This window comes from Xenorhabdus doucetiae (assembly GCF_000968195.1).
Taxonomy (GTDB): Bacteria; Pseudomonadota; Gammaproteobacteria; order Enterobacterales; family Enterobacteriaceae; genus Xenorhabdus; species Xenorhabdus doucetiae.
Map to the genome: position 1 here is coordinate 1,324,849 of NZ_FO704550.1, position 26,260 is coordinate 1,351,108.

Sequence of the window (26,260 nt, forward strand, 5' to 3'; positions counted from 1 at the left end):
CCCTCTGTTTAACATGGATCTTCCTCTTTAGTGGGAAACCCTGAGGAAAATCCATGTTGGGTGGAGCGGTTACAATTATTTGCTGATGACCAGATCTTTTTCATGGTTGCCGACGGTTGATGCGACCGGAATATCGATTCTCCTCATATTGTTAATCACCCGAGTCGCTATATTTGCAACCACGACCAAGGCATTGGGTACCCATAACCGCCTGTGTGCAGGTGTTCCGACAAACCAAATACTTTCCTTTTCCTTAAAGTAGGGATGGCTGGCCGCCATTTCTGGCGAGATTGATACTGCGCATTCTGAACGATGTCCGTAAGCGTCAATCTCAAGTTGCCCGTTCTCGTCAATGACGAAATAAGGGCGGTGATAACCAACCGCAGTAACAACTGCATCAAACCGTTGATAATCTTGCCCTAAATTGACTAACCAAGCCCCTTTTTCTCCCTCCTCTACGACGACATTTAGAATGGCGCCTTGCTGAATGGTAAGAACATCACTATCCATATAGTGCAGGAGCTTTCGTGCATTGGGCAAAGCAATGGCGGTAATATATCGGTGAAGCATTTTTTCAACGTTGGGATGAAACGTACCATCAAAATAGGTTTTATCTGTTAGGTGTATTTCGTTAATGACATCCATAAAATTGACTGTGATATCTTGCCATTGGCTTTTTCCTTGCTCTGCAATCGATATTTCTTCACGAAGACGCTCTCGATAACTATTGGCATTAGAAAACTGTTCTCGCCAGGGTATTTTTGTGTACTTATTCAAAGTACGGCGAAAATATTTGAGATACGCATGCTTCAATGAATCAGGAAAAAAGTTTGTCGATTGATTTCCTTTATGGGTCATTATTGATGTCATGCTTTTATGCTCAAAGAAGGCGCCAGAGCTGCGCATAAATCGCGAACGAACAGCGGGAATATCTCCTGACGGCGATGTCATGGTGACATGATGGCCTTCACGGCAAAGCAGAATAGCCGCATCGATTGCCGAAAGTTTACTTCCGATAACCAATACCCGTGATTTCGTGGGTATTTTGGTTAACATACCTGTCTCTGGATAGGGACAATGAATAAAAGTTGGATGAGCCAAGTGTGGTTTCAAAGCGTCAGGAATGCGAGAAGCGCCAAAACCTGTGCAGAAAATAACGTCAGTCACCTCCAGCGGTTTAGGTGCCAGGACATCACCGTACCAAAGCGTATAACGACGATGTGAGTTTACCTTCAATTGCCTAAATAAATGAGGCACATGAAAAACATCAATACCGGCCTGACGAGCAATAGCGCTAAATTCTGAAAATCTTTCATTCAGATAGTTTCCTACCCATTGCCGTGGCACGAAAGATTCCGGTGTAACGGCATGACCATGTTCATGCAGGTAATCTAGAAAATCCAAAGGGTTATCTGATACGACTGACATCGTATCGACGGAGGTGTTGCAGAGTATATCGCCATCCAAATTGAAAAATGCCATGCCTGGACCAATAGGTCCAGGATCAACGATATAAATGACTTGTGCCGCACGGTGTTGTACTGCCGCGATGAATGTCGTCACTCCCGCCGCACCACCTCCTACAATTGCAAGACTTCTTTTTTGAAAAGACATCATTATTTCCCCTATATGTTAATAAGGAAGTTTTATCTATCTGCCTTAATGTAGAAGGAATTTATTCGGCAATGGCTTCGACAATCGATACATAGCAACCTGTATCAATGACACGATTGAGTTTCAAGCCTGCACGAGTCAACAATTGTTGTAGCTCACCCCTTGTTCGCTCGCGTCCTCCTTCGTAGATCCCCATACAGAGGAGATCCATTTCCTTACCTGCGTGCGAAATGTTGCCATCAGGGATCACCGGGTCCATCACCAGCACCCGCCCGTTAGGCGCCATAGCTTTCCGGCAGTTACGCAGAATGCTGATACATTGTTCGTCAGGCCAGTCGTGCATAATGTATTTGAGCAGGTAGATATCACCCTGAGGACATGATTCGAAAAAGTCGCCGGATGCAAGCTCCCACCGCGTATCATCACCCAGTGCCCCAAGTTCGTGCCTGTCCAGTACGTGTTGTCTGTCGAAAAGGATACCGCGCAGAGTGGTATTATCCTGTAGCACCCTCAGTAACAGGCCGCCAAATCCGCCGGCCACGTCGACCACGGTTGCATTTTTCGGGAAGTCATAACTGTGCACCAGAAACAGATTTTCCACCTTTGACATTGAGGACATACCGACGTGGAAGTCATCAGCAGGCATACCTGTTTGCGCCCAATAATCAAAGAAAGGAAGGCCGTAGATGTGCTTGAAAGCTGGATTACCGCGAACGCTTTCTACAACTTCACCGAGCGGTTGCCAAAATGTCTTGTCAGTCAGCATCAAGACTGCGGCTCGCAGGGAATTGTTGACGTCTGTGCGTAAGAATTCGGCTGCCGGTGTGAGTGCAAACCGTTTTTCTTCAATCTCGTGAAAGATGTTCCGCGTGGCAAGTAACCGCAGTACCCGGTGTAGCTGTTGCTCTTGGGCCCCGACGGCTTGGGCCAGCTCATACACGGTTTTTGATCCATCAATTAAATGGTCGGCGACACCGAGAACGGTAGCCGCACGAAGTGCAGCTTGATAGGTGTAACCCATTGTTTGATGAAGTAGGTGTAAAGCGGATGATGTATCGTTGGAAATAATTGCTGTGTCGTTATAATTGAGTGTGTTCATATCAATGCCCATTTGTTGTTAGTTAAAAAATAGAAAAATTTATTGTTATTTTAAGAATATTCTTAACCGAAAAAGAGTAGTTCTGACAACAATAAAAAATCTTATGTGCAAATATATTGTTATGGTCATTGTTATTAAGGTGAAATTAATGATCGGCGTTATTTTCACAAGAAAATCCTATTGTTGTATTTTTAAATTTATATCATGTTGATAATAAGGATAATTAAGTGTCTTGTGAGTGAGGTTGAAAATAACCAGCGTTATTAGAACGGAATAAAAATGTATTATTAATATGGGGAGGTATTAACAAATGCGTCCTTACCCCTCGCGCCGAAAGGGGAAAGGATAAGGGTAAAATGATCCCCCATAAAAATTATGAGGGATTATTTTGTTAGCGTTGACAAACAAGAGCGGCATCAAGACAGTTTTTCTGGAAAATATCCCAAAAACCCGGAGGATAGCTCTCAATATCGCTCTCCAACAACATTGGCTTGTGCCATTCAAATTGTGTTAAACCTGCTTTAATAATTGCATCTTTATACTGTTCTCGGTTCCAGCGATACATAGTGAAAGGGCTGGGTGGGGTAGTAAGAAATTCAGCCTTTACAAGGGTTGTTTCTTTTATTGGTTCTTCACTCAGAACGTTTATACAATAATTTTTATAGTTCCCTTTTTCTAAGCGATAATCAGGTTCAAATGTATAAGCAATGAGTTTACCGGAAGGCTTAAGATGATCGGCAATGACACGAAACATATTTTCAAGTTGTTCAAGTGATTCCGCATGGCAGAATAACCAGGCTGCAACTATCAGGTCAAATTTACCAAATGATTCCATCTTGCTGACATCCCTGACATGAAATTCTATACCATCGCCAGATTGTTGCGATTTGTTCTTGGCAATTTCTATCATTTTATCTGATATATCGACACCAATCACTTTTGCAGCACCGCGGCTTTTGCATTCCCGACTAAATAGACCATATCCACATGCTAAATCTAATACTGATTTGCCTTCTATATCCCCCGCCAAATTGAAGATGGTTCGAGTTTCTATTTTAATTTGGGCGCCGGCGTCGGAAAAACTCTCATAAAGATGTGCAATAGGATTATATAAGATGTTATCTTTCATAATTATTTTCCTTTAATTAAAATGAAGGTGTTTTATCTTTCTGTAGAATATATTATTTATTACTGACGTAATGTTTTCTGATTATTTTTATTTGTTTGATACTCTATAAACATCAAGTTGCGGATCGCAAGACGAAAGAAAATTATTATTTCCCTACGTTACGGGAGATAATAAATGCATCTTGAAGTACAACGAGCATATATTAAGTTATCAGTAATAAATTAGATATCATTATTTTTATATTAGTATTGGTTCTTTTTTTATCAACCCACATTCAATGGGTTGATAATGTCATTATTTTGTGCCTAAAAAGCGATGAATTGCCCTGAGTACCGCCTCAGGTTTTTCTGCATGAACCCAATGCCCACAACCGACGACAACCCATGCGGTTGCTTGGGGAAATTGGCTGATAATATTTTCACGATAGGTTTCAGTAATATAATCTGAATTTCCGCCGCGAATAAACAGGGCGGGTTCATGCCATGCGGGAATAGTTTCCCAACCGATAATCTTCTCGTACTCTTTTTGCAAAACCGGCAGGTTAAATTTCCATTCCCCTTGACGGAACGATTTCAGCAGAAATTGAATCACGCCGTCTTCCCGAATATCCTGACGCATAATTTCTGTCGCGGCTTGCCGGGTTTGTACTCCAGATGCCGTGACGTTGTTCAGTGCGGCAAAAATGCGGTCATGGCGGCGGACGGGATAAGCGACGGGAGCCATATCAATCACGACGATTTTTTCAATCCGTTCTGGTGCCATTGCCGTCATAGTCATGGCGATTTTCCCCCCCATGGAATGCCCGATAATCACCGCCTTGGATACATTCAGCTCATCAAGGAGTTGCAGGACATCCTGTGCCATATCGCGGTAATCCATGTTTTCCATCCGTGGGGAAATACCGTGGTTACGCACATCGATTTGGATCACCGGATAATATTGCTGTAAATCGCGCCCCAAGATCCCCAGATTGTTTAAATCCCCAAAAAGCCCATGAATCAGGACAATGGGCGTTGATGATTGCGGATTTTCCGGTGTGTGGAAATGATAATTTAATTGACGATTTGACTTCATAATTTGCCTGAGTTTAATAGCGTTTATACCCTGTTTAATATTGAGATGCTTAATATCATGATACGTGAGCAGTGACAAACCCAGCGGAATGAAATAGTTGTAACTGTTTGATTTATTTTAAAGGAAAGTCACTTTTTTGCGGATTCTCAATTTTAAAAGGAATCACTTTAAGTTATTGAAAGTTTAATTGTTTTGTTTTGTGGCATTATATCTTATAATCGCAAGATAATTTTTTCATTAAGAACAGTACTGGATAGAAATGAAAACGATAGAAGTTGATGAAGACCTTTACCGCTTTATTGCAAGCCAAACTCTGCATATCGGTGAAAGTGCATCTGATATTTTACGGCGCATATTGAAGTTGGACGCCGGGCAGCCAGTACAAATCACAGAGCCTGCCAACGACCCTGCACCTGTTGTTAAGACCCCGGCTGCCCGTTCCCGTGATGCTGTCCGCGTTATTCGTGAATTATTGCTTTCTGATGAGTACGCTGAAAAGAAAAAATCGGTTGAGCGTTTTATGCTGACCCTGTCTACACTGTATAGCCTGAACAGCGAGAGTTTCACCAAAGCAACGGAATCGATGCACGGCCGTACTCGTACCTATTTCGCCGGTGATGAGCACACTTTATTAGCCAGCGGTAAGCAAACCAAGCCTCGTCATATTCCCGGCACTCCTTTTTGGGTGATCACCAATACCAATACTGACCGTAAACGCAGCATGATTGAACATATCATGCAGGATATGAAGTTTCCGGCAAATTTGATTGAGAGAGTGTGTGGCACTATTTAATTTTAGTTAGTTGCCCTATCATCCAATCGCTTAATTTATTAGCACTGCACTGGCGATAAGCCGGTGCGCTCTCCCAGGAGAAATAATAAAGTGGCCATTCATCCAAGAGCCGGGCAGCTCGCCCAGCAGTATGACTTAATCAATGTTGCCCAGCTCACTTCACAGTATTACACCTTACAACCCCATTCTGAAAACCCAGCGCATAAGGTCAAGTTCGGAACTTCCGGCCATCGTGGCAGCGCTGGGCGCAATAGTTTTAATGAATCACATATTCTGGCCATTGCTCAGGCCATTGTGGAAGTGCGTTCGCAACAGGGGATCACCGGGCCATGTTATGTGGGTAAAGATACCCATGCGCTTTCAGAAGCGGCCTTTATCTCCGTATTGGAAGTGTTAACGGCGAATGGTGTTGATGTGGTTGTGCAGGAGAATAATGGGTTTACGCCAACGCCTGCCATTTCCTATGCCATCTTATGTCACAATCGGCAGGGAAAAAGTCTGGCCGATGGTATCGTGATCACGCCATCCCATAATCCGCCGGAAGACGGTGGCATTAAATATAATCCGCCTAATGGCGGGCCGGCCGATACCGATCTGACGGCAATCATTGAGCAGCGTGCCAATGAATTACTGGCGGTTGGCCTCAATGGCGTCAAGTGCCTGCCTTATGAACAGGCATTAAAGAGTGAATATTTGCATCCTCAGGATTTGATTGATCCTTATGTTACTGCGCTGGGTGATGTTGTCGATATGGCTGCGATCCAGCAAGCAGGCTTAAAGATTGGTATTGATCCATTAGGCGGTTCAGGGATTGCCTACTGGCAGCGGATTGGCGAATATTACCATCTCGATCTGACACTGGTTAATGATAAAGTCGATCAAACATTCCGTTTTATGACACTGGATCATGATGGCGTGATCCGCATGGATTGCTCATCCCGTTGGGCTATGGCGGGGCTGCTGGAATTGCGGGGTAAATTTGATTTGGCCTTTGCCAATGATCCTGATTATGACCGTCATGGCATTATTACGCCGGCGGGTTTGATGAATCCTAACCATTATTTGGCAACGGCGGTTGATTACCTGTTCCGTCACCGTCCACAATGGCAGAAAAATATTGCCGTGGGTAAGACACTGGTTTCCAGCGCCATGATTGATCGTGTGGTCGCCGACTTGGGACGTGAATTAGTGGAAGTTCCCGTCGGTTTTAAATGGTTTGTGGATGGATTGCATCAAGGCAGTCTGGGCTTTGGCGGAGAAGAAAGTGCGGGGGCTTCTTTCCTGCGTTTTGACGGCACACCGTGGTCAACGGATAAAGACGGCATGATTCTTTGCCTGTTGGCGGCGGAAATGACCGCCGTGACGGGTGAGAATCCGCAGCAACGTTATGATAAATTGGCCGCCCGATTCGGTACGCCAAGCTATAGCCGCATTCAGGCTCCGGCGACGCATCAGCAAAAAGCCTTGCTGTCTAAACTGTCCCCGGAAATGGTTAAGGCCGATATCTTGGCCGGTGATCCGATTACCGCTCGTCTGACAACCGCATCGGGCAATGGGGCTTCCATTGGTGGCTTGAAAGTCATGAGTGACAACGGTTGGTTTGCTGCCCGTCCTTCTGGTACAGAAGAAGCCTATAAAATTTATTGTGAAAGTTTCCTCGGTGCCGAGCATCGTGAAAAAATTGAGCAAGAAGCGCAGGAAATCGTTAATCAGGTATTTGCTGCGGGTTGATTAGGCTGTGAAAAAACAAGAGCCGTAGCAATTGCTGCGGCTTTTTGCTTTACCCCAAAGCGACCATCAACGCCCCGATGGTAATGAGTGCGACGCCTGCGGCAGCTATCAGCGAAATTTTCTCCCCAAACAGGATCACCGCCAGAATGACCGCAAATACCACGCTGAGTTTATCGATAGGCGCCACTTGGGAAACTTTGCCATGTTTGATCGCCAGAAAATAGAATAACCAAGAAAGCGCGCCGGCTATTCCGCTTAACAGGATAAACAGCAGCGCCTTGCGATTGGCCATAATCTCACTGATAAGATTCAATTTTCCCTGCACAATGACCACGCCGACCAAAAACAGCGCCATAATGACCGCCCGAATGGCCGTTGCCGTATTGGCATCTAAATTTTGCAAGCCAATTTTGCCAAAAATAGCCACCAGTGCCGCGGTTAGCGCGGAGAGTAAGGCATAAATCAGCCATGTACTCATATTCAATTCATCCTATGCTTGATATTACCGTGTTGTCTCAGAGGAGTGAATCATAGGCTAATTTTGTTGATATGTGAAAACCCAATAAATAAAAGATTGCCCAAGGTGCAGATAAAATCACTCATCCTTTATCTTACTCCCTATATTTATAAATAAAGGATGAGGTGGGTGGCTTAATAGCGTGTTTAAATAGATTTTCATAATAGTGATACAGGCAAATCTTCCCTTTGGGAACGTTATTTAATGTAATCTTTCTATTAACAAGGTTTGGCGATGAAATCTGACTTTTGGAGGAAGATTTATCTTATTTTAATAAGCAGTCTATTTATTTTATTGCTCACACAGTGCGTTCCAAATAAACGCGCTTCAAATAATTGTGTTCAAAATAAAAGTGACTTGTCGCAAACTCAGGAGAAACCAATGGTACATGGTTTGAAGCATAGCTTGAAGCATGATTTGAAACCAATATCAGACAGTGAACAAATCTATTGTTGTCGTATTGGAAATGCTAATTCTGAGCCAGAAATTTCTCAGGCTTCCGCGCACTGGGTTGATAAACAAACGTTATTGTGGTCAGGTGGCACAGGTAAACCGATTGTTCGTTTATATTATAATAAAAACAAAAAGATAAAGTTAAATGATCGCGGTTATTTTACGGATCATTACCTGACACTCAGACCGACAACTTTAAACCAAGAAACAGCAAAAAAATTCCCTCATTTGGCAAAATGGGCCGCATTCCGTCTGCCTGATAATGTGGATATTGATCCGTTGTTGATGGGGGATTTGGTCGCTTTGGCGGCGAATGAACACGGTGCATTACTCTCGGCAACCCAAGTACAAACCGCGGGTATGTTGGATGATCGTTTCGCTGAGGCTGCTGGTAAGTTGGACTATGGAGCACGGATAAACGACAAGGGCGTGATTTTCCGTTTGTGGGCACCGACTGCCCAAGAGGTTGGTCTGGTTATTTATAATCAAGATAAGCAGATGATGACCAGCCATACCATGCAGCGTGATGCAGCAAGTGGCTCCTGGTCATGGCAAGGTGGCAAAGCGTTGATTGGCGCTTATTATCGCTACGCCTTAAAGGTTTACCATCCCTATTCCCGCCATGTGGAACGCTACGAGGTGACCGATCCTTATTCTTATAGCCTGTCGACGAATTCAGAATATAGTCAGGTCGTCAATTTGGATGATACCTCACTGAAACCGCAAAATTGGGATAACCTGCTGACGCCGCACCCACAAAATACACCAACGGATATTGCCCGCATGACCATTTATGAAGCGCATATCCGTGATCTTTCCGTTGCAGACAGCACAATACCAGACGTTTGGCGTGGTAAATATCTGGCACTGACTGACAATAACAGCGATATGTTTAAGCATCTTAAGGCGTTGAGTCGGGCGGGAATGACCCATATGGAGTTATTGCCGGTGTTTGATATCGCTTCCGTGAATGAATTTAGCCATCAGGTGGCTGATCTTGAACACCCTTTTAGTCGCCTGTGTCAAATCAATCCAGAGGTGAAAAATAGCCGTTTTGCCGATTATTGCCGTAGCACATTGACTGTGCGGGAGGTTTTGCAGCAATTGCTGCGTGATGACAATATCAATAATCCGCAAGTACAAGAATTAAATACATTGGTGGCAAAAACGGATTCTTATAATTGGGGTTACGATCCGTTTCATTACTCCGTACCGGAAGGATCTTATGCCACTGATCCAGAAGGTGCCGGTCGCATAAAAGAGTTTCGCGCCATGATACAGGCTATCAAACAGCAATTAGGCATGAATGTGATCATGGATGTTGTCTACAACCATACCGACGCGGCAGGCCCTACATCTCGGACATCGGTGTTGGATAAGATTGTACCTTGGTATTACCACCGTTTGGATGAAATAACAGGCAGTATTGAAAATAATACCTGTTGTGCTGATACGGCGCCTGAACGTCGTATGTTTGCCAAACTGATTGAAGACTCACTGGTGACTTGGGTTAAAGATTATAAGATTGATGCCTTTCGGTTCGATTTAATGGGATATCACCCCAAAGCGCAAATGATATCGGCACTCGAAAAAGTGCGAACCATTAACCCATCAGTCTACTTTTTCGGCGAAGGCTGGAATTCCGGGCAGGATGATCGATTTGAAACCGCGTCGCAAATCAATCTTAAGGGAACAGGCATTGGAACTTTCTCTGACAGGATGCGGGATGCAGTACGTGGCGGTGGGCCATTTGACGTTGCTGACCGTATTCGCAGTCAGCAGGGGATAGGTAATGGAGCTGAAATATTACCTAATGAGATCGCCAAATTAGATGCCGATTACGTTCGTCATTTATGGGATCTGGTGCGCCTTGGCATGGCGGGTAATCTGGCTGATTTTGTCATGATTGATAAAGATGGCGCAGTGAAAACCGGCAGAGAAATTGATTATAAGGGGGTTGCTGCGGGTTATGCGTTAGATCCTATTGAAGCACTGAATTATGTCTCTAAGCATGATAATCAAACATTGTGGGACATTATTAGCTATAAAGCGGCCCATGAAGCCTCCCTGATGACAAGAGTGCGTATGCAGGCGATCTCGCTTTCTACGGTATTTCTGGGGCAAGGATTGGCTTTCGATCAACAGGGTTCAGAGTTATTGCGCTCAAAATCATTTACCCGTGATTCTTATGATGCCGGCGATTGGTTTAATCGGGTTAGTTATGATTACAAAGACAATAATTATGATGTGGGATTACCCGAACGTAAGAACGATGGCAAGAATTATCCCTTGATTGATCGGGTGAAAAATCGGGTAAAAAAACCAGGTCAAAATGAATTATTACAGATGGTGGCATTTTATCAGGAGCTATTGCGGTTACGTCAATTTTCACCCTTGATGACGCTTGGCGATGGTGCGGCTGTCAGGCAACGTGTCGATTTTGTGAATGTTGGCCCTCATCAGCAAATTGGCTTACTGGTCATGACGATTGATGACGGCAATCTGACTTCGCGTGATCGTGATTGGCGGTTTGATGGCTTGGTGGTTGTGATTAATGCCGCGCCTTGGTCTGTGACTGTCAAAGATATTAATGCCAAGGGTTTGCAATTAAATGATATTCAACGTGAATTAGGCGAGGCGTCTTTGGCGGCGGGAATACGCATAACAGAAAATGGAGAGGTAATCATGCCTGCATGGTCGGCAGCCGTACTGGTTCTGCCACAACACGGGATACGTGGGACAGGTTTGCCGGTGCGCAGGAAATAACGCAATCAGGCACCTTGCCTGATTGCCGTGGGGCTTACTGTTTTGGAATCTCCTTGGGAACCATATCAAGCAGGTTATTGACTTGTCGCGAAGTACTGAGGATTTGCTGGCGAATTTGGTTAACTTGTTGAGTATGAGGTGAATTTTCTGCGGATAAATCCAACATCAGCATTTCAGTTTGTCCGAATAGTACGGTTAACGGGGTCAGTAAGTCGTGAGATAGTGCTGCCAGTAATGAGTTACGCAGTTGCTCCCGCTCAATTTCCAGTTTGGCGGATTCTGCGGAGCGGGCAAGGTATAAGCGTTCCAGTGCGTTGGCGATCAGTCCCGTGAAGATTTGTAATAACCGTTGTTGTTCCGGCACCAGTAATTGATGCTGATTAGGGGATTCAATGGCAAGAACGGCAAAAACCTGTGAGGGGTTAGCGATAGGTAATAACTGATAAGGGACTCCTGGTAATGTATCAGTACCCGCTCCGGCAGGTTGTTTTTTCTCAAAACACCACTTAGCTATCGCATTATCAATTTGCATCTGACCACCGTTATGGGATCGCACTTGGTGTAAATGGTGGTTGCTATCTGGTAGTAACAACCCCGTTTTTGCCTGAAAACTATTGGACAGAAAGTGATAGCTAATACGGGCTACATCTTCTTCATTCAGGGCCTTACTGAGTTCACGGGTGATTTCGTACAGGTGCCGTGTCCGTTGTTCGCGATAACGAGCGACTCTGGCTTGATAGCGTATCCCTGCGGTGAGGTTTCCGACAACGGCCCCGACAATCAGCATAACGGTCAGTGTGAGCAGATACTGCATGTTTTTGACTTCCAACGACCAGTGTGGTTGGACGAAAAAAATGTCAAAACTGATAACATTGACGAAAGCAGCAAAGACAGATGGCCAACGACCATAAAACAGCGCGATAATGACCACGCCGAGCAGGTAAATTGCCACCAAATTGGCTTGATCAAGGGTCAGCAAGAATGTTCGGGAAAAGAGGGTAATCAGGGCACAGAGCACAATGGCCATCAAAAAGCCCTGAATCGAGATCCGCCATTTATCATTGAATGTTCGGTTATCTTTTGGTTCTTTGTCCCCACGTTTTTTATCTTCCAACGCAACAATAATCAAATCCAAATCAGGACCGAGTTTCCCCAGTCGTTCTGAAAAATCACGATGCCATTTGAAGCCAAAGAAATTGGTATGTGAGTTGTAATAGCGGCCAATCAGGATTTTCCCCAGATTATGCTCTCTGGCGTAGCGCAGGATGGCTTTTTCTTCATGAGAATCGGAGAGGGTTGCAGTTTCTGCACCGAGATCTTGCGCCAGCTTCAAGGCTTGTAAGATGGTGCGACGTTTGTTTTTTGGTAATCGGTGTAGTTTGGGGGTTTCAACGTAAACGGCATGCCAGACACAATCGAGTTTTGCTGCCAGACGAGCGGCTTTCCGAATCAGCTTTTCATTGCCTGCATTGTAGCCAATACACAATAGTAGATTTTCTCGCGTATGCCATACGGGTTCTCTTCCCTGAGTATCACGAAAGGCGCGCATTTGATCATCTACACGATCGGCCGTGCGGCGCAATGCCAATTCACGCAGGGCAATCAGATTCCCTTTGCGGAAAAAATGTTCAATGGCACGTTCGGCCTGACCTGAAATATAAACCTTGCCATCATTGAGCCGCTGACGCAGATCATCGGGCGGAAGATCGACCAGAACAACATCATCAGCCTGATCGAAGATATGATCGGGAATCGTTTCTCGAACGCGAATGCCGGTAATACCGCCGACAACATCATTCAGGCTTTCCAAATGCTGCACATTGATGGTAGTCAGCACATCAATGCCAGCTTCCAGTAGTTCTTCGACATCCTGCCAGCGTTTTGGATGGCGGCAGCCTTTGGGATTACTGAATGCCAGCTCGTCCATCAGAATAATGGCCGGATGGCGGGCAAGGGCAGCATCAATGTCAAAAGCCGCTATCCTGCGTTCATGATAGTGGAAATATTTGGGGGGTAATTGAGGCAAGCCTTGCAGCAGAGCCGCCGTTTCTTGCCGTTCATGGGTTTCAACAACGCCGACAATAACGTCTAACCCTTGTGCCAGTAACCGTTGAGCTTCTTGCAGCATGGCATAAGTTTTACCGACACCGGCACAAGCGCCGAAAAATATTTTTAGTTTGCCACGTGGCTTTTTGTTTGCCAGTGTCAGTAAGTCATCAGGATCAGGGCGCTGGGGTTCATTCTGTGCCATATCTTATTCTGCCTTTTGGTTTGCCTTTTGGGTCCAGGTTATCCAACGCCAGATTCAGTTCCAGTACGTTAACTATCGGCTTCCCCATATATTTCAGCAGGGGATACTGAATGCGTTGCTGAATCAGTTTATCAACCACGTCAAGTGGCAAATAACGGGCTATCGCCACACGTTGTGCCTGAAATTCAGCCGCTTCCGGGGATATATGAGGATCGAGCCCGCTACCCGATGCCATGATTAAATCAACGGGGATCGGAACATTGCCGGAATGATTAAATGAACGCACTTGGATTATGTTTTGCTGTATTTTGCTGTCCAGTGCCGGGTTGGTCACAGCGAGATTACTGCCTCCCGATGACAACGTGTTATAGGGTTTTTCGGCCGTCATGGAAGGCCGTCCATGAAAATAGACGGGGTTGGTAAAATTTTGCCCTATTAATTCAGAGCCAACCCATTTGCCATCTTGCTTGATTAGCGATCCCCCTGCTTGGTGGGGAAATAACAATCCTGCGACTCCCGTCACCAGTAAGGGATAGGCAATCCCCGTGATTAGGCTAAGAAATACCAGCAACACAATGGAAGAACGTAACCAGATCATTTTTCATCACCTTTATTTGTATGCCCTGATTATTTAAAGATTGTCAGTTAAACATGAAGACCGTGAGCAAGAGGTCAATAAGTTTGATGCCGACAAATGGCACCAGCAGGCCACCAAGGCCATATAGCCATAGATTCCGGCGCAAGAGTGACAGTGCGTTCATGGGACGGTAACTGACGCCTTTTAAGGCTAAGGGTAGTAAGAAAATTATGATTATCGCGTTGAAGATAACCGCAGACAGTACCGCAGATTCTGGCGAATGAAGACGCATGATGTTCAACGCATTAAGTTGTGGGTATGTGACCGAAAAAGCAGCGGGAATGATGGCGAAATATTTAGCAATATCATTGGCAATGCTAAAGGTAGTCAAAGCACCGCGGGTCATTAACATCTGCTTACCGATATGGACAACTTCGATCAATTTGGTGGGGTTGGAATCCAAATCGACCATATTACCGGCCTCTTTTGCGGCTTGTGTGCCTGAATTCATGGCAACGGCAACATCGGCTTGTGCCAGCGCGGGTGCATCGTTGGTACCATCTCCCGTCATGGCAACCAGACGCCCTTCGGACTGATATTGGCGGATCAGGGCAAGTTTCGCTTCGGGAGTGGCTTCTGCCAAAAAATCATCAACGCCGGCTTCGGCTGCAATGGCGGCGGCAGTGAGATGATTGTCCCCCGTGATCATGACGGTTTTGATCCCCATTTTACGCATTTCACTGAAGCGTTCTTTAATCCCACCTTTCACGATATCTTTCAAGGCGACGACGCCCAAGACTTGCTGGTTCTCAGCAACAACCAACGGTGTTTCCCCCTTGTGCGCCACTTTCTGTACCAATTGGTCAATCACTTCCGGGAATTGACTGTGATTAGCTTCAATATGACGGCGAATAGCATCGACAGCGCCTTTGCGGATCATGCGATGACCAATATTGACCCCGCTCATGCGGGTCATGGCAGAGAAGGGAACAAATGTCGCTTTTAATTCCCGCAGATCACGTTCACGCATATTGAAACGTTTTTTTGCCAGGATCACGATGCTGCGCCCTTCCGGTGTTTCATCGGCAAGGGAAGAGAGTTGCGCCGCATCAGCTAACTGCCGTTCTGTTACGCTTGGTGCGGGTAAAAATTGGGATGCCTGACGATTTCCGAGCGTGATAGTACCTGTTTTATCAAGTAGCAGGACATCCACATCTCCGGCGGCTTCAATAGCTCGTCCGCTGGTAGCAATGACATTAGCTCCCAACATACGGCTCATACCCGCAACACCGATAGCTGACAGTAAACCGCCAATCGTGGTGGGGATCAGGCAAACCAGTAAGGCAATCAATACCGTCAGGGTAATCGGTGCGCCGGATTGATTGGCTTGGACACTGAACAAGGAGAAAGGCAGCAGGCTGACACAGACCAGCAGGAAAATAATGGTCAGCGCCGTGAGCAGAATGGTAAGGGCGATTTCATTAGGGGTCTTACGTCGTTTAGCCCCTTCAACCATTGAAATCATTCTGTCTAAAAAGGTTTCGCCCGGATTGACGGTGCATTCGACGATTAACCAATCTGATAAAACGCGCGTACCGCCAGTGACAGAGGAGAAATCACCACCGGATTCACGGATAACAGGCGCAGATTCTCCGGTAATCGCGCTTTCATCAACGGACGCCCCGCCTTCAAGGACTTCACCATCGCAAGGAATAATTTCTCCCGCCTCCACCAGCACAATATCGCCTTTGCGCAAAGTGTCTGACGTGATTTTTTCTTTTGCGGCTTCGCGGTCGGGTGATGCCAGTTTGGTCGCCCAACTGGTTTTTTTGACACCTTTCAAACTGGATGCCTGGGCTTTGCTACGTCCTTCAGCCAAGGCTTCTGCAAAGTTGGCAAACAGGACAGTAAACCATAACCAGAGAGTAATAGCCCCGGTAAATAGGGCGTTACCGGTAAATAGCGCGTTGCCCGTTAATTGTCCCACTAAGATAGCAATCCATAATGCGGTGGTCAGGCAACTTCCCACATAAACCACAAACATAACGGGATTACGCCATTGGCGGGCCGGATGACATTTTTTTAACGAATCGATAAGTGCATGGCGAATTAAAGTCGGCTCAAATAATACTTGTTGTCTGTTTTTCATGCGTTACCTCACTCTCTCAACCTGACATTCTCACGGCCAATTCTCACAGTCAAAATTGTAGGTGTTCTGCGATAGGGCCAAGCGCCAGTGCAGGAATAAACGTGAGAGCACCAATCAGTAAAATGACCAGAATTAATAATCCAATGAAGAGGGAACCGTGGGTCGGTAAGGTGCCACTGCTAATAGGCTGGCGTTTTTTGTGAATCATGGAACCCGCGATGGCCAGAACAGGCAGAATGACGCCAAAGCGCCCAAGAAACATGATGATCCCTAACACGAGGTTATAAAAGACATTGTTGGCATTGAGTCCGGCAAAGGCGCTTCCGTTGTTGTTGGCCGCGGATGAAAAAGCATAAAGGACTTCAGTGAAGCCGTGAGCGCCGGGATTGGCAATAGCGCTGCGACCGATGTCGGTTGAAATCGCCAGAGCGGTGCCTAATAAAACCAGCGAAGGCGTGGCTAAGATCGCTAATGCGACCATTTTCATATCATAAACATCAATTTTTTTGCCTAAGTATTCGGGGGCGCGACCAATCATCAAGCCTGCGATAAATACAGCAAGCAGAACGAACAGTAACAGGCCATAAAGACCAGAACCTACCCCACCGAAGATAACTTCACCAATCTGCATCAACCAGAGCAGTATCATGCCACCCAGCGCGGTAAAGGAATCGTGCATGGCATTGACGGCACCACAGGAAGCGGCTGTTGTCACCACCCCATAGAGAGAAGAGGCAAGGATACCAAAGCGGGATTCTTTGCCTTCCATATTGACGTGGTCACTGATATTGGCATGTATAAGATGAGAATTACCGGCGGTTTCGGCATACATCACCACGCTGGTGGCAATAATGAAAACGATGCTTATCGTCCAGAGCAGAGCATATCCCTGGCGATTGTCTCCAACAACCAGACCGAATGCGAAACATAAGGCACAGGGGATCAAGAAAATCGCCAGAACTTGGACAAAGTTACTGAGTGAAGTTGGGTTCTCAAACGGATGGGCTGAATTTGCCCCAAAAAATCCGCCGCCATTGGTTCCCAACAGTTTTATGGCCTCTTGAGAAGCAACCGGCCCCATAGGCAGCCATTGCGGTTGTCCCTCAAGAGAGTGGATGAGGACATAGGAAGAAAAGTTTTGGATAACGCCTTGACTGACAAAGAATAAGGCAATAATGATCGCAAGCGGGAGCAAGAGATATAAAGTGATACGTGTGATGTCGATCCACGCATTTCCCACGGTTTTCATGCCTTGGCGGGAAAACGCCCGCATTAAGGCGAAAGCCACAGCAATTCCGGTTGCCGCAGACAGAAAATTCTGTACGGTCAATCCAGCCATTTGGCTTAAGTAACTGAGGGTATTTTCTCCACTATAGGCTTGCCAATTGGTATTGGTGACAAAACTGATTGCAGTATTAAGTGCCAAATCCCATTTCATGCCGGCAAAATGTTGTGGATTCAATGGCAAATGGTCTTGGCTTACCAGCAGCGTAAACAGGAGCAATAGCCCGGCGATATTGAATATGCAGATGGCGAGAGCATACTGCCACCAGTTCATTTCTTTGATATTGCTGCCAGGTTTTTGCAAGCCACAACAACGCCACAGGATGGTTTCCGTTTTTGTCAACCAGCGGGGCAATTCTCCTTCGACGAGTCTGGCGATCAGGTTGCCAAGCGGTTTGCTCAATAGAAACAGTATGAGCAGAAAACTGGTAATCAGTAAAAAAGCGGATACTGCCATTTAGAAATCCTCCGCATTCAATAACGCATAAATGAGATAGCCCAGTAATAGCGTCACCAGAAAAATGCCAAGGATGAGGAAGATATTCATGGTGTACTCTCCTTGCTTATTTCTTGCAGAAATAGTCAGTTACAGCATAGGGATGACCATACAAAGAAGTTATTAAAAGCGTTCCTGAAAGCGTAAAAAAGTATAAATGATCTGCGGAATTTATCGACAAAGTATCATAAGGCAAGTGTATACCCGATAAACGTCAAGTTGCAGCTCGTAAAACGAAAGCTGCTTATTATCTCCCCGCGATGCGGGGGGATAATAAATGCATTTTGGAGTACGACGAGTATAGCAAACTAAGTCGGGTTGATTTTTTGTTTTCAATTTGTTTGTTTTGTTTCTGTTTAGGTATAATTCTGTAATTAAATTACGTAATGATAAAAAAAAGGTGATTTATGCCACTAAAAAAGTGGTCGGATGAGTGGTAAGTTTTCAATTTGTAGCGTAAAATTTCACTCATCTTACAGGTTAAGCCCATGAGGGGGTATCAATGTCTCTATATCGTGAATACTCTTGGCATCAGATTCTCTTACGGCGTCTTGGTGCTATCGCGCTGGGCACTATTGCGCTGCCTGTTATGCTGTTTCGCCGTGATCGTGCCCGCTTTTATAGCTATCTGCATAAAGTATGGTTAAAAACCAGTGATAAACCAGTATGGCTGGAATGTTCAGAAATGGCTTCAGGTATTCGAAATCGTTAAAGTGGCATAATGACGTAGCCTAACTGAACATTTTGAATATAACATTTTGACACCTTGTCGATTTATACCGGCAAGGTGTTTTGTTTTATAGGCCATTTAAACGTACATTTGTAACTCAAGATATTGACTCCAATCTATTTCTATTTCGGGTCTGGCTTGTAAGGCGGCGGGCAGAGGCAACCTGGCAAGTGAATTGACTTAATTCATGGCAGCTAGGTATTTTATGGTGAAGAAAATGCTAAGAGATAAGGGGAATGTGATGAACAATGTTGAACTGGAGCATGTGCTCAATACGGAATTGAGTATCCGTGAATTTCAAGATTATGCTCCCAATGGATTACAGGTAGAAGGTCGTCCCCATGTTCAGCGGGTGATTACGGGTGTGACAGCCTGCCAGGCATTGTTGGATGAAGCGGTTCGCCTTGAGGCGGATGCTGTTATCGTTCATCACGGATACTTTTGGAAGAATGAATCTCCTGTTATCCGTGGCATGAAACGCCGCCGCTTGCGAACACTCCTTTGCAATGATATCAACCTGTACGGCTATCATCTCCCGTTAGATGCCCATCCTGTTTTGGGTAACAATGTCCAATTGGCGCGCCAGATGGGAGCGAAGGTCATCGGCGAGATTGATACGCTTCTGCCTCATGGTGCTTTTGATCAACCTGTTACATCGGCAGAATTGACTGAACGTCTTGAAAAAAGTCTGGCGAGAAAGGTACTGCATTGTGGCGATAATGCACCCGAAGAGATCCGTACACTGGCATGGTGTACCGGTGGCGGCCAGAGTTTTATTGAACAGGCGGCTGAGTTTGGTGTTGATGCCTTTGTGACAGGCGAAGTCTCAGAAAAGACCATCCATGTTGCCCGTGAAATGGGGCTGCATTTTTTTGCGGCAGGGCACCATGCGACAGAGCGCTATGGCATCAAAGCGCTCGGTGAGTGGTTGGCAAGTCATTATGGATTGGATGTGACTTTTATCGATATTCCTAATCCGGCTTGATTTTTAGATAGCCCCTGGATTTTATTTCCCTTTTGGCATCTGGGGGCTTCTACTTTTTTGTGGGAAATTTATAGGCAAAAGGGACAAAACAAGCATGCTGCTCCCACAGCAGACCAGTACATTGCCCAATGCTTGGTTCCAGCCTGCCAACGCTAATCCAAGTCCCAACAGCAAATAGTAAAACAATCCGAATAAAGCGCCGGCAGTGCCCAGTCTGTCTGAGTAGTGAGTTAATGCAGAAGCCAGAATATTCGGAATAGCCAGACCATAAGCGATAACGATTCCAGACATAGGAAAAATAAAGAACCAGCTATTTTCAAGCAGGTATACACCTATTCCACTTAACAGACTCATTAATGAGGCAAGGGTAACTAATTTGGCAGATATCCACGATTGTTTTAATAGGTATTTATTTAATAACGAACCTAACCCAACACCGAAAGTCAATAATAAACCAGTATAACCAAATAATTCCGGCGACAATCCAAATTGTTCAAAACGGAATGGCGCTAATTGATAGTAGCTAAATAAACAAATATTGAAAAATGCGATCAAAAACGCATTTCGCCAGATTGAAAGATCTTTAAGCATCATGATTGCTGTGCTGAATAAAGCCACTTTTGTGACATTATTTGGCCGGGTTTCTGGCAATTTTACAATCGACCAACCGGTCAGAATAACTGCCAGAATGGCGAGTCCGGCAAAGACAGCTTGATAGCCAGCAAAAGCGTTCAATAGTGAACCGCTAAACATGCCAATGGCAGGGCTGGCAGCCAAGGCAATGCCCATAATGGAAAAAATCCGCGCCAATTCTTCTCCGCGGTAGGTATCTCGCATGATGGTTTGTGTACCGACAGAACCAACGGCTGCCCCGAAAGCAGACAGCATTCTGGCAATCAGCAATAACCAAAATTGTTGTGTCAGTAATGCCAGCAGAGAAGCGAGACTGTAGAGCGATAAGCCAATAATGATAGTCGGGCGTCTGCCAATCACATCACACAGGCGTCCCCATACGACTACACCGAGAGCAAAAGCAAAGAAGTAGAGTGATAGTGTTTGAGCGGCTTGTTCAGAGCTGACGGAAAATCCATCAGCGATGTTGGTCAATGCAGGACTGTAGATAGTTTCTACAATTTGCGGGAACATCATCAAAGCGATAGCGAGCCAAAGTGATGGTTTAGTTTGCATGATTTTTTCTGATGATAAGTGAGTCATGGCTCAAAAGGTTAGCATTCCGGTTTCTGTCTTTTTATGATAATAAAGACGATTTATTTATCTAAACAGACATTGAGTCAAAAGGCATTTATATGGTGTGGTTGCAACAAAATGATTATTTTGATCCTGATAGATTGAATATGCCTGTGATAGGGATCGCAGCGGAGATGGGGCAACACGATTCTGGCTTTCATCGGCATAATATGGGGCAATTGCTGTTTACCCGGCGGGGCTGTATCAAGATCACATTGGCAAATCAGATCTCTATTCTGCCTCCAACCAGAGTGGCATGGATACCCGCCAAAACACGGCATCGGGCAGAAATACGCGGCTCTGTAGGCTATCGTTCTATCTATTTGGATACTGATTATTTGAATGCTTCTGAAACAGCGTTACTTTCTAACCAAAGTGAAGTATTGGAAGCCACTCCACTATTACAGGCGCTTTTGGAGCGTATCGCGATATCTTCTTTTGACTCTGATGGGTCTCAGGGAAAAGGAGCAAATTTGCTGGCCGTATTTTTTGACGAAATCCGTGAGGCGCGTAGGGAACCGACTTTGTTGCCTCTGCCTTCTGATCGGCGTTTAACACCTCTATCACTTGAACAATTGCCGCCACCACTGCACATATTAGCCACTTATATTGGTGCTAGTGAAAAGACGATTACGCGGATATTTCATCGTGAAACAGGCATGAATTATCAACAGTGGCGACAGCAATGGCGGTTAGTAAAGGCGATAGAGCTATTGGCACAGAACAAAACATTATCTTATATTGCTCAGGAACTGGGTTTTGCCAATGATAGTGCATTTGTGACATTTTTCCGTAAAGTCATGGGAAGACCGCCAAGGGAATATATAAAAAACTACACCCCTAATATCAGTAAAAACTGACGTGAGAGGTGCAGAAATACACTATTCAGAATGTGTCAGAATATGAATAGTGTTATTGGCGTCATTAAATTACTTTTTCAACTGACTCTTGAAATCGCGTTCAGCATGACCCGTATAAAGTTGACGTGGACGTGCGATTTTCAAACCTTCATCGTGCATTTCATTCCAATGTGCAATCCAGCCAATAGTACGGGCAATGGCGAAAATCACAGTGAACATGGTGGAGGGAATCCCCATCGCTTTCAGGATAATGCCAGAGTAGAAATCGACATTGGGATACAGTTTTTTCTCAATGAAGTAGGGGTCGTTCAGCGCAATACGTTCTAATTCCATTGCTACTTCCAGCAGACTGTCATTCAGGCCAAGTTCATTCAGCACTTCATGGCAGGTTTCACGCATCACGGTTGCGCGCGGGTCATAGTTTTTGTAAACACGGTGACCAAAGCCCATCAGGCGGAAAGAATCATTTTTATCTTTGGCGCGCGCAATGAATTCAGGAATGTGTTCGACAGATTGGATCTCTTCCAGCATCCGCAAGCAGGCTTCGTTTGCTCCACCATGTGCAGGTCCCCACAGGGATGCAATACCCGCAGCGATACAGGCAAATGGGTTGGCGCCGGAAGAGCCAGCAGTACGTACCGTTGAGGTTGAGGCATTTTGTTCATGATCGGCATGCAGGATGAAAATGCGATCCATAGCGCGTTCTAATACAGGATTAACCTTATATTCCTCACACGGTGTTGAGAACATCATGTACAGGAAGTTGGCGGCATAAGACAGATCATTACGTGGATAAACAAAAGGCTGCCCAAGGGAATATTTGTAACACATTGCCGCGACAGTGGGCATTTTGGACAGCAGACGGTAAGCGGTGATTTCACGGTGGCGAGGATTATTGACATCCAGTGCATCATGGTAGAAAGCAGCCAGTGCGCCCGTAACACCACAAAGAACCGCCATTGGATGAGAATCACGGCGGAAACCGTGGAACAGACGGGTGATCTGTTCGTGGATCATCGTATGGCGAGTCACTGTCGTTTTAAATTTTTCGTACTCTTCGGGAGTAGGCGGTTCGCCATATAGCAAAATGTAACAGACTTCCAGATAGGTCGATTCCGTTGCAAGCTGATCGATGGGAAAACCACGGTGCAGCAAAATGCCTTCATTGCCATCAATATAGGTGATTTTCGACTCACAAGAGGCAGTGGAAGTAAAGCCCGGATCGTAAGTATAGAAGCCTTTTGAGCCGAGGGTTCGAACGTCAATTACTTCAGTACCTAGGGTCGGCGTTAGTACGTCTAGTTCGATAGCAGCTGAACCATTTATGTTCAACGTAGCCTTTTTATCAGCCATTTACATCTCCTTAGCGCTTATTTTTTATAACCCCTAACAACCAGATAGGCGCAATTTATACTGTGCCGAAGGCATTGTGCTACCGGAGAGAGTTTAAAATCAGGCTGGTATCACATTTAACGCTGAAATCTCATTACGGATGACAATGGTTTTCAGGTTGTTAAAAAGTTTTTGGACGTTATGTTTAAAGTATTATTCACATTAAATGTTAACATTCTGTGCTTATACGGTACTTTCACATAACTTTTATTTTTCGTTAAGATTAATTTTTCATCATAAAATGACGGCAAATAATATATAACGATATATATGTAAGATAAATGTTTAATCTTTGTCAAACAAGATCATGTATTTTACGAAAAGTGTTTGAAGCGTGATCTTTCTCACTGTTCAAGCTAAATGTTAATAATCATATTGTGTGGGAATTGTAATAACAATGTGAAGTACTTATACTTCGGTAAGGTCTCCGGATTACCCTGTTGTAGGAGCACCCAGCGTAATCAAATCACAACTTTTGATGAACAGTAAGGATTGTTGAGTTAATTACGTTGTGTCTTTGTATCCTCTAAGCGCTGTCTGATTCCCGCCCAGGACCGGAGGATGGAAAATAAAAAAAAGCTTTGTGGGCAAAATTGTGAAAAAACAAAGACCTGTCAACCTCGATTTGCGGACGATTAACCAACCCGTCTCCGCGATAGCATCGATCTTGCACCGTATCTCAGGCGTCATCACCTTTATCGCAGTGGGTATCCTACTGTGGTTATTGGGTATGTCACTGTCTTCGCTGGAGGGCTTCCTACAAGCATCTGAAATCATGACTGGCTTCTTCGCCAAATTTATCCTGTGGGGGATATTGACGGCGCTGGCTTACCACATCTGTGGGGGTATTCGCCATGTGTTGATGGATTTTGGTTTCTTGGAAGAAACTCTCGCTACCGGTAGTGCATCTGCCAAAGTAGCAATAGTCATCGCGGTTATTCTGTCTATTCTGGCTGGGGTATTATTATGGTAAGCAACGCATCCGCATTGGGTCGTACGGGTATTCAGGATTGGCTGCTGCTACGTGCATCCGCAATTATTATTGTTTTGTACGTCCTTTACCTTGTCGGTTTTGTCGCAACAACGTCGGATATGACTTATGAAGTCTGGCGCGGTTTCTTCTCTTCCTCCCTCACCAAAGTATTCACCGTGTTGGCGCTGCTTTCCATTCTGGTTCACGCCTGGATTGGCTTGTGGCAGGTACTGACAGATTATGTCAAGCCGCTCGCACTGCGTTTGGTTCTGCAACTGGTGATTATTGTCGCGCTGTTAACTTATTTGATTTACGGAACAATTGTGGTGTGGGGTGCATAAATGAAACTGCCAGTAAGAGAGTTTGACGCTGTTGTTATTGGTGCCGGTGGTGCAGGTATGCGTGCTGCACTGCAAATTTCACAAATGGGTTTATCTTGTGCCTTAATTTCCAAGGTATTCCCAACGCGTTCCCACACTGTATCAGCACAGGGTGGGATCACGGTTGCTCTGGGCAATACCCATGATGATAACTGGGAATGGCACATGTACGATACGGTGAAAGGCTCCGATTACATCGGTGACCAGGATGCTATCGAGTATATGTGTAAGACTGGCCCGGAAGCCATTTTGGAACTGGAACACATGGGGCTGCCATTCTCCCGTTTGGATGATGGCCGTATTTACCAACGTCCATTCGGTGGGCAATCTAAGAATTTTGGTGGCGAGCAGGCAGCTCGTACTGCGGCGGCGGCCGACCGAACCGGTCACGCCTTATTGCATACGCTATATCAGCAGAATTTGAAGAATCACACGACGATTTTCTCTGAATGGTATTCGCTGGATCTGGTTAAGAATCAGGACGGTGCGATTGTGGGTTGTACTGCTATCTGTATTGAAACCGGTGAAGTCGTTTATTTCAAAGCCAAGGCAACCATTTTGGCAACTGGTGGGGCTGGTCGTATTTACCAATCCACAACCAATGCACATATCAATACCGGTGATGGTGTGGGCATGGCGCTGCGTGCTGGCGTTCCTGTCCAAGATATGGAAATGTGGCAATTCCACCCAACGGGTATTGCTGGTGCGGGCGTGCTGGTCACAGAAGGTTGCCGTGGTGAAGGGGGTTACCTGCTGAATAAAGATGGCGAGCGCTTCATGGAGCGTTATGCACCCAATGCCAAAGACCTTGCTGGCCGCGATGTAGTCGCACGTTCTATCATGATTGAAATCCGTGAAGGCCGTGGTTGTGATGGGCCATGGGGACCTCACGCGAAATTGAAATTGGATCATCTGGGCAAGGATGTATTGGAATCCCGCCTGCCGGGTATCCTTGAACTATCCCGCACTTTCGCCCATGTCGATCCAGTAAAAGAGCCGATTCCGGTTATCCCAACCTGTCACTATATGATGGGCGGTATTCCAACCAAAATCACGGGTCAGGCATTGACCGTCAACGAAAAAGGTGAAGATGTTGTGATTCCGGGTTTGTTTGCCGTGGGTGAAATTGCCTGTGTCTCTGTTCACGGCGCAAACCGTCTCGGTGGTAATTCACTGCTCGATCTGGTGGTATTCGGTCGCTCCGCTGGCCTGCATTTGAAAGAGTGCCTGATGGAGCAAGGAAGTAGCCGTGATGCCAGCGAATCCGATGTTGATGTTGCACTGCAACGTCTGAACCGCTGGAATAACACCCGTTCAGGGGAAGATCCGGTTGAAATCCGCAAAGCCTTGCAATCCTGCATGCAGCATAACTTCTCAGTATTCCGCGAAGGTGAGGCGATGGCAAAAGGATTGGATGAACTGAAAGTGATCCGCGAACGCCTGAAAAATGCGCGTCTGGATGATACTTCGTCAGAATTTAATACTCAGCGTATCGAATGCTTGGAATTGGATAACCTGATGGAGACGGCTTATTCGACGGCTGTTGCGGCGAATTTCCGTACAGAAAGTCGGGGTGCCCATAGCCGTTTTGACTATCCAGAGCGTGATGATGCTAACTGGCTGTGTCATAGCCTGTATTTACCGCAAACTGAGAGCATGACGCGTCGTGAAGTGAATATGCAGCCAACACTGCGTGAAGCTTTCCCGCCGAAAGTGCGTTCTTACTAATTTACTCATTGCGTTTTGCGTTGCTGATGTT

The 26,260-nt window shown here is 45.6% G+C and carries 20 protein-coding genes and 1 pseudogene; 9 read left to right on the plus strand and 12 right to left on the minus strand.

What is annotated here, in order from left to right; all coding sequences use genetic code 11:
- Positions 1-75: 75 nt before the first annotated feature.
- The 4 genes from XDD1_RS06155 to ybfF form a co-directional block, all read right to left on the minus strand.
- Complete coding sequence (locus tag XDD1_RS06155) at positions 76-1,617, minus strand: FAD/NAD(P)-binding protein (protein ID WP_170235718.1); 1,542 nt, start codon at positions 1,615-1,617, stop codon at positions 76-78.
- 58 nt (positions 1,618-1,675) lie between these two features.
- Positions 1,676-2,713, minus strand: coding sequence for a methyltransferase (locus XDD1_RS06160; RefSeq protein WP_045969612.1), 1,038 nt, complete (start codon positions 2,711-2,713; stop codon positions 1,676-1,678).
- Between the two features lie 391 nt (positions 2,714-3,104).
- Positions 3,105-3,842 (minus strand): class I SAM-dependent methyltransferase, encoded by a 738-nt coding sequence (locus XDD1_RS06165; protein WP_045969614.1) that lies wholly within the window; start codon positions 3,840-3,842, stop codon positions 3,105-3,107.
- Between the two features lie 294 nt (positions 3,843-4,136).
- On the minus strand, positions 4,137-4,916 hold the full coding sequence (gene ybfF / locus XDD1_RS06170; protein WP_045969615.1) for an esterase: 780 nt from the start codon (positions 4,914-4,916) through the stop codon (positions 4,137-4,139).
- A gap of 259 nt (positions 4,917-5,175) precedes the next feature.
- On the opposite strand from ybfF, the gene seqA reads away from it, so the two are divergent.
- Entirely contained in the window at positions 5,176-5,709 is a 534-nt protein-coding gene (gene seqA, locus XDD1_RS06175; protein ID WP_045969617.1) for a replication initiation negative regulator SeqA, read from the plus strand.
- 90 nt (positions 5,710-5,799) lie between these two features.
- Positions 5,800-7,440 carry a phosphoglucomutase (alpha-D-glucose-1,6-bisphosphate-dependent) gene (gene pgm, locus XDD1_RS06180; RefSeq protein ID WP_045969619.1) on the plus strand — a complete coding sequence of 547 codons (1,641 nt, stop codon included), beginning with the start codon at positions 5,800-5,802 and terminating at the stop codon, positions 7,438-7,440.
- Positions 7,441-7,489: 49 nt separating this feature from the next.
- On the opposite strand, the gene XDD1_RS06185 is transcribed toward pgm, so the two are convergent.
- Entirely contained in the window at positions 7,490-7,918 is a 429-nt protein-coding gene (locus tag XDD1_RS06185; protein ID WP_045969622.1) for an EamA family transporter, read from the minus strand.
- A 420-nt stretch (positions 7,919-8,338) separates the two neighbouring features.
- Between XDD1_RS06185 and pulA the strand changes: the two genes are divergently transcribed.
- Entirely contained in the window at positions 8,339-11,176 is a 2,838-nt protein-coding gene (gene pulA / locus XDD1_RS06190; protein ID WP_045969624.1) for a pullulanase-type alpha-1,6-glucosidase, read from the plus strand.
- 61 nt (positions 11,177-11,237) lie between these two features.
- Here the strand turns inward: pulA and kdpD are convergent.
- The 5 genes and pseudogenes from kdpD to kdpF form a co-directional block, all read right to left on the minus strand.
- Positions 11,238-13,427, minus strand: a pseudogene (gene kdpD / locus XDD1_RS06195) (two-component system sensor histidine kinase KdpD); the annotation flags it as partial.
- Complete coding sequence (kdpC, locus tag XDD1_RS06200) at positions 13,414-14,025, minus strand: potassium-transporting ATPase subunit KdpC (protein ID WP_045969626.1); 612 nt, start codon at positions 14,023-14,025, stop codon at positions 13,414-13,416. The gene kdpC and the pseudogene kdpD, both read right to left, overlap by 14 nt.
- Positions 14,026-14,068: 43 nt before the next feature.
- On the minus strand, positions 14,069-16,153 hold the full coding sequence (gene kdpB / locus XDD1_RS06205; protein ID WP_045969628.1) for a potassium-transporting ATPase subunit KdpB: 2,085 nt from the start codon (positions 16,151-16,153) through the stop codon (positions 14,069-14,071).
- Positions 16,154-16,202: 49 nt separating this feature from the next.
- On the minus strand, positions 16,203-17,894 hold the full coding sequence (gene kdpA, locus XDD1_RS06210) for a potassium-transporting ATPase subunit KdpA (RefSeq protein ID WP_045969630.1): 1,692 nt from the start codon (positions 17,892-17,894) through the stop codon (positions 16,203-16,205).
- Complete coding sequence (kdpF, locus tag XDD1_RS18605) at positions 17,895-17,984, minus strand: K(+)-transporting ATPase subunit F (protein WP_065814091.1); 90 nt, start codon at positions 17,982-17,984, stop codon at positions 17,895-17,897.
- A 451-nt stretch (positions 17,985-18,435) separates the two neighbouring features.
- Here kdpF and XDD1_RS06215 point away from each other — a divergent pair, with 451 nt between their 5' ends.
- Complete coding sequence (locus tag XDD1_RS06215) at positions 18,436-18,645, plus strand: YbfA family protein (RefSeq protein ID WP_045969632.1); 210 nt, start codon at positions 18,436-18,438, stop codon at positions 18,643-18,645.
- A 259-nt stretch (positions 18,646-18,904) separates the two neighbouring features.
- Positions 18,905-19,648 carry a type 2 GTP cyclohydrolase I gene (locus XDD1_RS06220; RefSeq protein ID WP_045969633.1) on the plus strand — a complete coding sequence of 248 codons (744 nt, stop codon included), beginning with the start codon at positions 18,905-18,907 and terminating at the stop codon, positions 19,646-19,648.
- A 21-nt stretch (positions 19,649-19,669) separates the two neighbouring features.
- Here the strand turns inward: XDD1_RS06220 and XDD1_RS06225 are convergent, their stop codons facing one another.
- On the minus strand, positions 19,670-20,836 hold the full coding sequence (locus XDD1_RS06225; protein ID WP_045973363.1) for an MFS transporter: 1,167 nt from the start codon (positions 20,834-20,836) through the stop codon (positions 19,670-19,672).
- A gap of 119 nt (positions 20,837-20,955) precedes the next feature.
- Between XDD1_RS06225 and XDD1_RS06230 the strand changes: the two genes are divergently transcribed.
- Positions 20,956-21,756: an AraC family transcriptional regulator gene (locus XDD1_RS06230; protein WP_045969635.1), complete on the plus strand. Its 801-nt coding sequence runs from the start codon at positions 20,956-20,958 to the stop codon at positions 21,754-21,756.
- A gap of 69 nt (positions 21,757-21,825) precedes the next feature.
- On the opposite strand, the gene XDD1_RS06235 is transcribed toward XDD1_RS06230, so the two are convergent.
- Positions 21,826-23,109, minus strand: a complete 1,284-nt coding sequence (locus tag XDD1_RS06235; protein WP_045969637.1) for a citrate synthase — start codon at positions 23,107-23,109, stop codon at positions 21,826-21,828.
- A 622-nt stretch (positions 23,110-23,731) separates the two neighbouring features.
- Here XDD1_RS06235 and sdhC point away from each other — a divergent pair.
- From sdhC to sdhA, 3 genes are read left to right on the plus strand one after another with little or no spacing between them, the layout of a single operon-like run.
- Positions 23,732-24,121 (plus strand): succinate dehydrogenase cytochrome b556 subunit, encoded by a 390-nt coding sequence (gene sdhC / locus XDD1_RS06240; protein WP_045969639.1) that lies wholly within the window; start codon positions 23,732-23,734, stop codon positions 24,119-24,121.
- Positions 24,115-24,462 (plus strand): succinate dehydrogenase membrane anchor subunit, encoded by a 348-nt coding sequence (gene sdhD / locus XDD1_RS06245; RefSeq protein ID WP_045969641.1) that lies wholly within the window; start codon positions 24,115-24,117, stop codon positions 24,460-24,462. The genes sdhC and sdhD overlap by 7 nt, the downstream gene beginning before the upstream one ends.
- On the plus strand, positions 24,463-26,229 hold the full coding sequence (sdhA, locus tag XDD1_RS06250; protein WP_045969643.1) for a succinate dehydrogenase flavoprotein subunit: 1,767 nt from the start codon (positions 24,463-24,465) through the stop codon (positions 26,227-26,229).
- The last annotated feature ends 31 nt before the right edge of the window (positions 26,230-26,260 follow it).

What these genes read in the sequence shown, in the direction of transcription:
- sdhD (WP_045969641.1), top strand. Translation starts at nt 24,115, where the DNA reads ATGGTAAGCAACGCATCCGCATTGGGTCGTACGGGTATTCAGGATTGG.
- kdpB (WP_045969628.1), bottom strand. Translation starts at nt 16,153, where the DNA reads ATGAAAAACAGACAACAAGTATTATTTGAGCCGACTTTAATTCGCCAT.
- seqA (WP_045969617.1), top strand. Translation starts at nt 5,176, where the DNA reads ATGAAAACGATAGAAGTTGATGAAGACCTTTACCGCTTTATTGCAAGC.
- XDD1_RS06215 (WP_045969632.1), top strand. Translation starts at nt 18,436, where the DNA reads ATGTCTCTATATCGTGAATACTCTTGGCATCAGATTCTCTTACGGCGT.
- XDD1_RS06165 (WP_045969614.1), bottom strand. Translation starts at nt 3,842, where the DNA reads ATGAAAGATAACATCTTATATAATCCTATTGCACATCTTTATGAGAGT.
- XDD1_RS06160 (WP_045969612.1), bottom strand. Translation starts at nt 2,713, where the DNA reads ATGAACACACTCAATTATAACGACACAGCAATTATTTCCAACGATACA.
- pulA (WP_045969624.1), top strand. Translation starts at nt 8,339, where the DNA reads ATGGTACATGGTTTGAAGCATAGCTTGAAGCATGATTTGAAACCAATA.
- XDD1_RS06235 (WP_045969637.1), bottom strand. Translation starts at nt 23,109, where the DNA reads ATGGCTGATAAAAAGGCTACGTTGAACATAAATGGTTCAGCTGCTATC.
- kdpA (WP_045969630.1), bottom strand. Translation starts at nt 17,894, where the DNA reads ATGGCAGTATCCGCTTTTTTACTGATTACCAGTTTTCTGCTCATACTG.
- XDD1_RS06225 (WP_045973363.1), bottom strand. Translation starts at nt 20,836, where the DNA reads ATGCAAACTAAACCATCACTTTGGCTCGCTATCGCTTTGATGATGTTC.
- kdpC (WP_045969626.1), bottom strand. Translation starts at nt 14,025, where the DNA reads ATGATCTGGTTACGTTCTTCCATTGTGTTGCTGGTATTTCTTAGCCTA.
- XDD1_RS06220 (WP_045969633.1), top strand. Translation starts at nt 18,905, where the DNA reads ATGAACAATGTTGAACTGGAGCATGTGCTCAATACGGAATTGAGTATC.
- ybfF (WP_045969615.1), bottom strand. Translation starts at nt 4,916, where the DNA reads ATGAAGTCAAATCGTCAATTAAATTATCATTTCCACACACCGGAAAAT.
- XDD1_RS06155 (WP_170235718.1), bottom strand. Translation starts at nt 1,617, where the DNA reads ATGATGTCTTTTCAAAAAAGAAGTCTTGCAATTGTAGGAGGTGGTGCG.
- sdhA (WP_045969643.1), top strand. Translation starts at nt 24,463, where the DNA reads ATGAAACTGCCAGTAAGAGAGTTTGACGCTGTTGTTATTGGTGCCGGT.
- XDD1_RS06230 (WP_045969635.1), top strand. Translation starts at nt 20,956, where the DNA reads ATGGTGTGGTTGCAACAAAATGATTATTTTGATCCTGATAGATTGAAT.
- kdpF (WP_065814091.1), bottom strand. Translation starts at nt 17,984, where the DNA reads ATGAATATCTTCCTCATCCTTGGCATTTTTCTGGTGACGCTATTACTG.
- XDD1_RS06185 (WP_045969622.1), bottom strand. Translation starts at nt 7,918, where the DNA reads ATGAGTACATGGCTGATTTATGCCTTACTCTCCGCGCTAACCGCGGCA.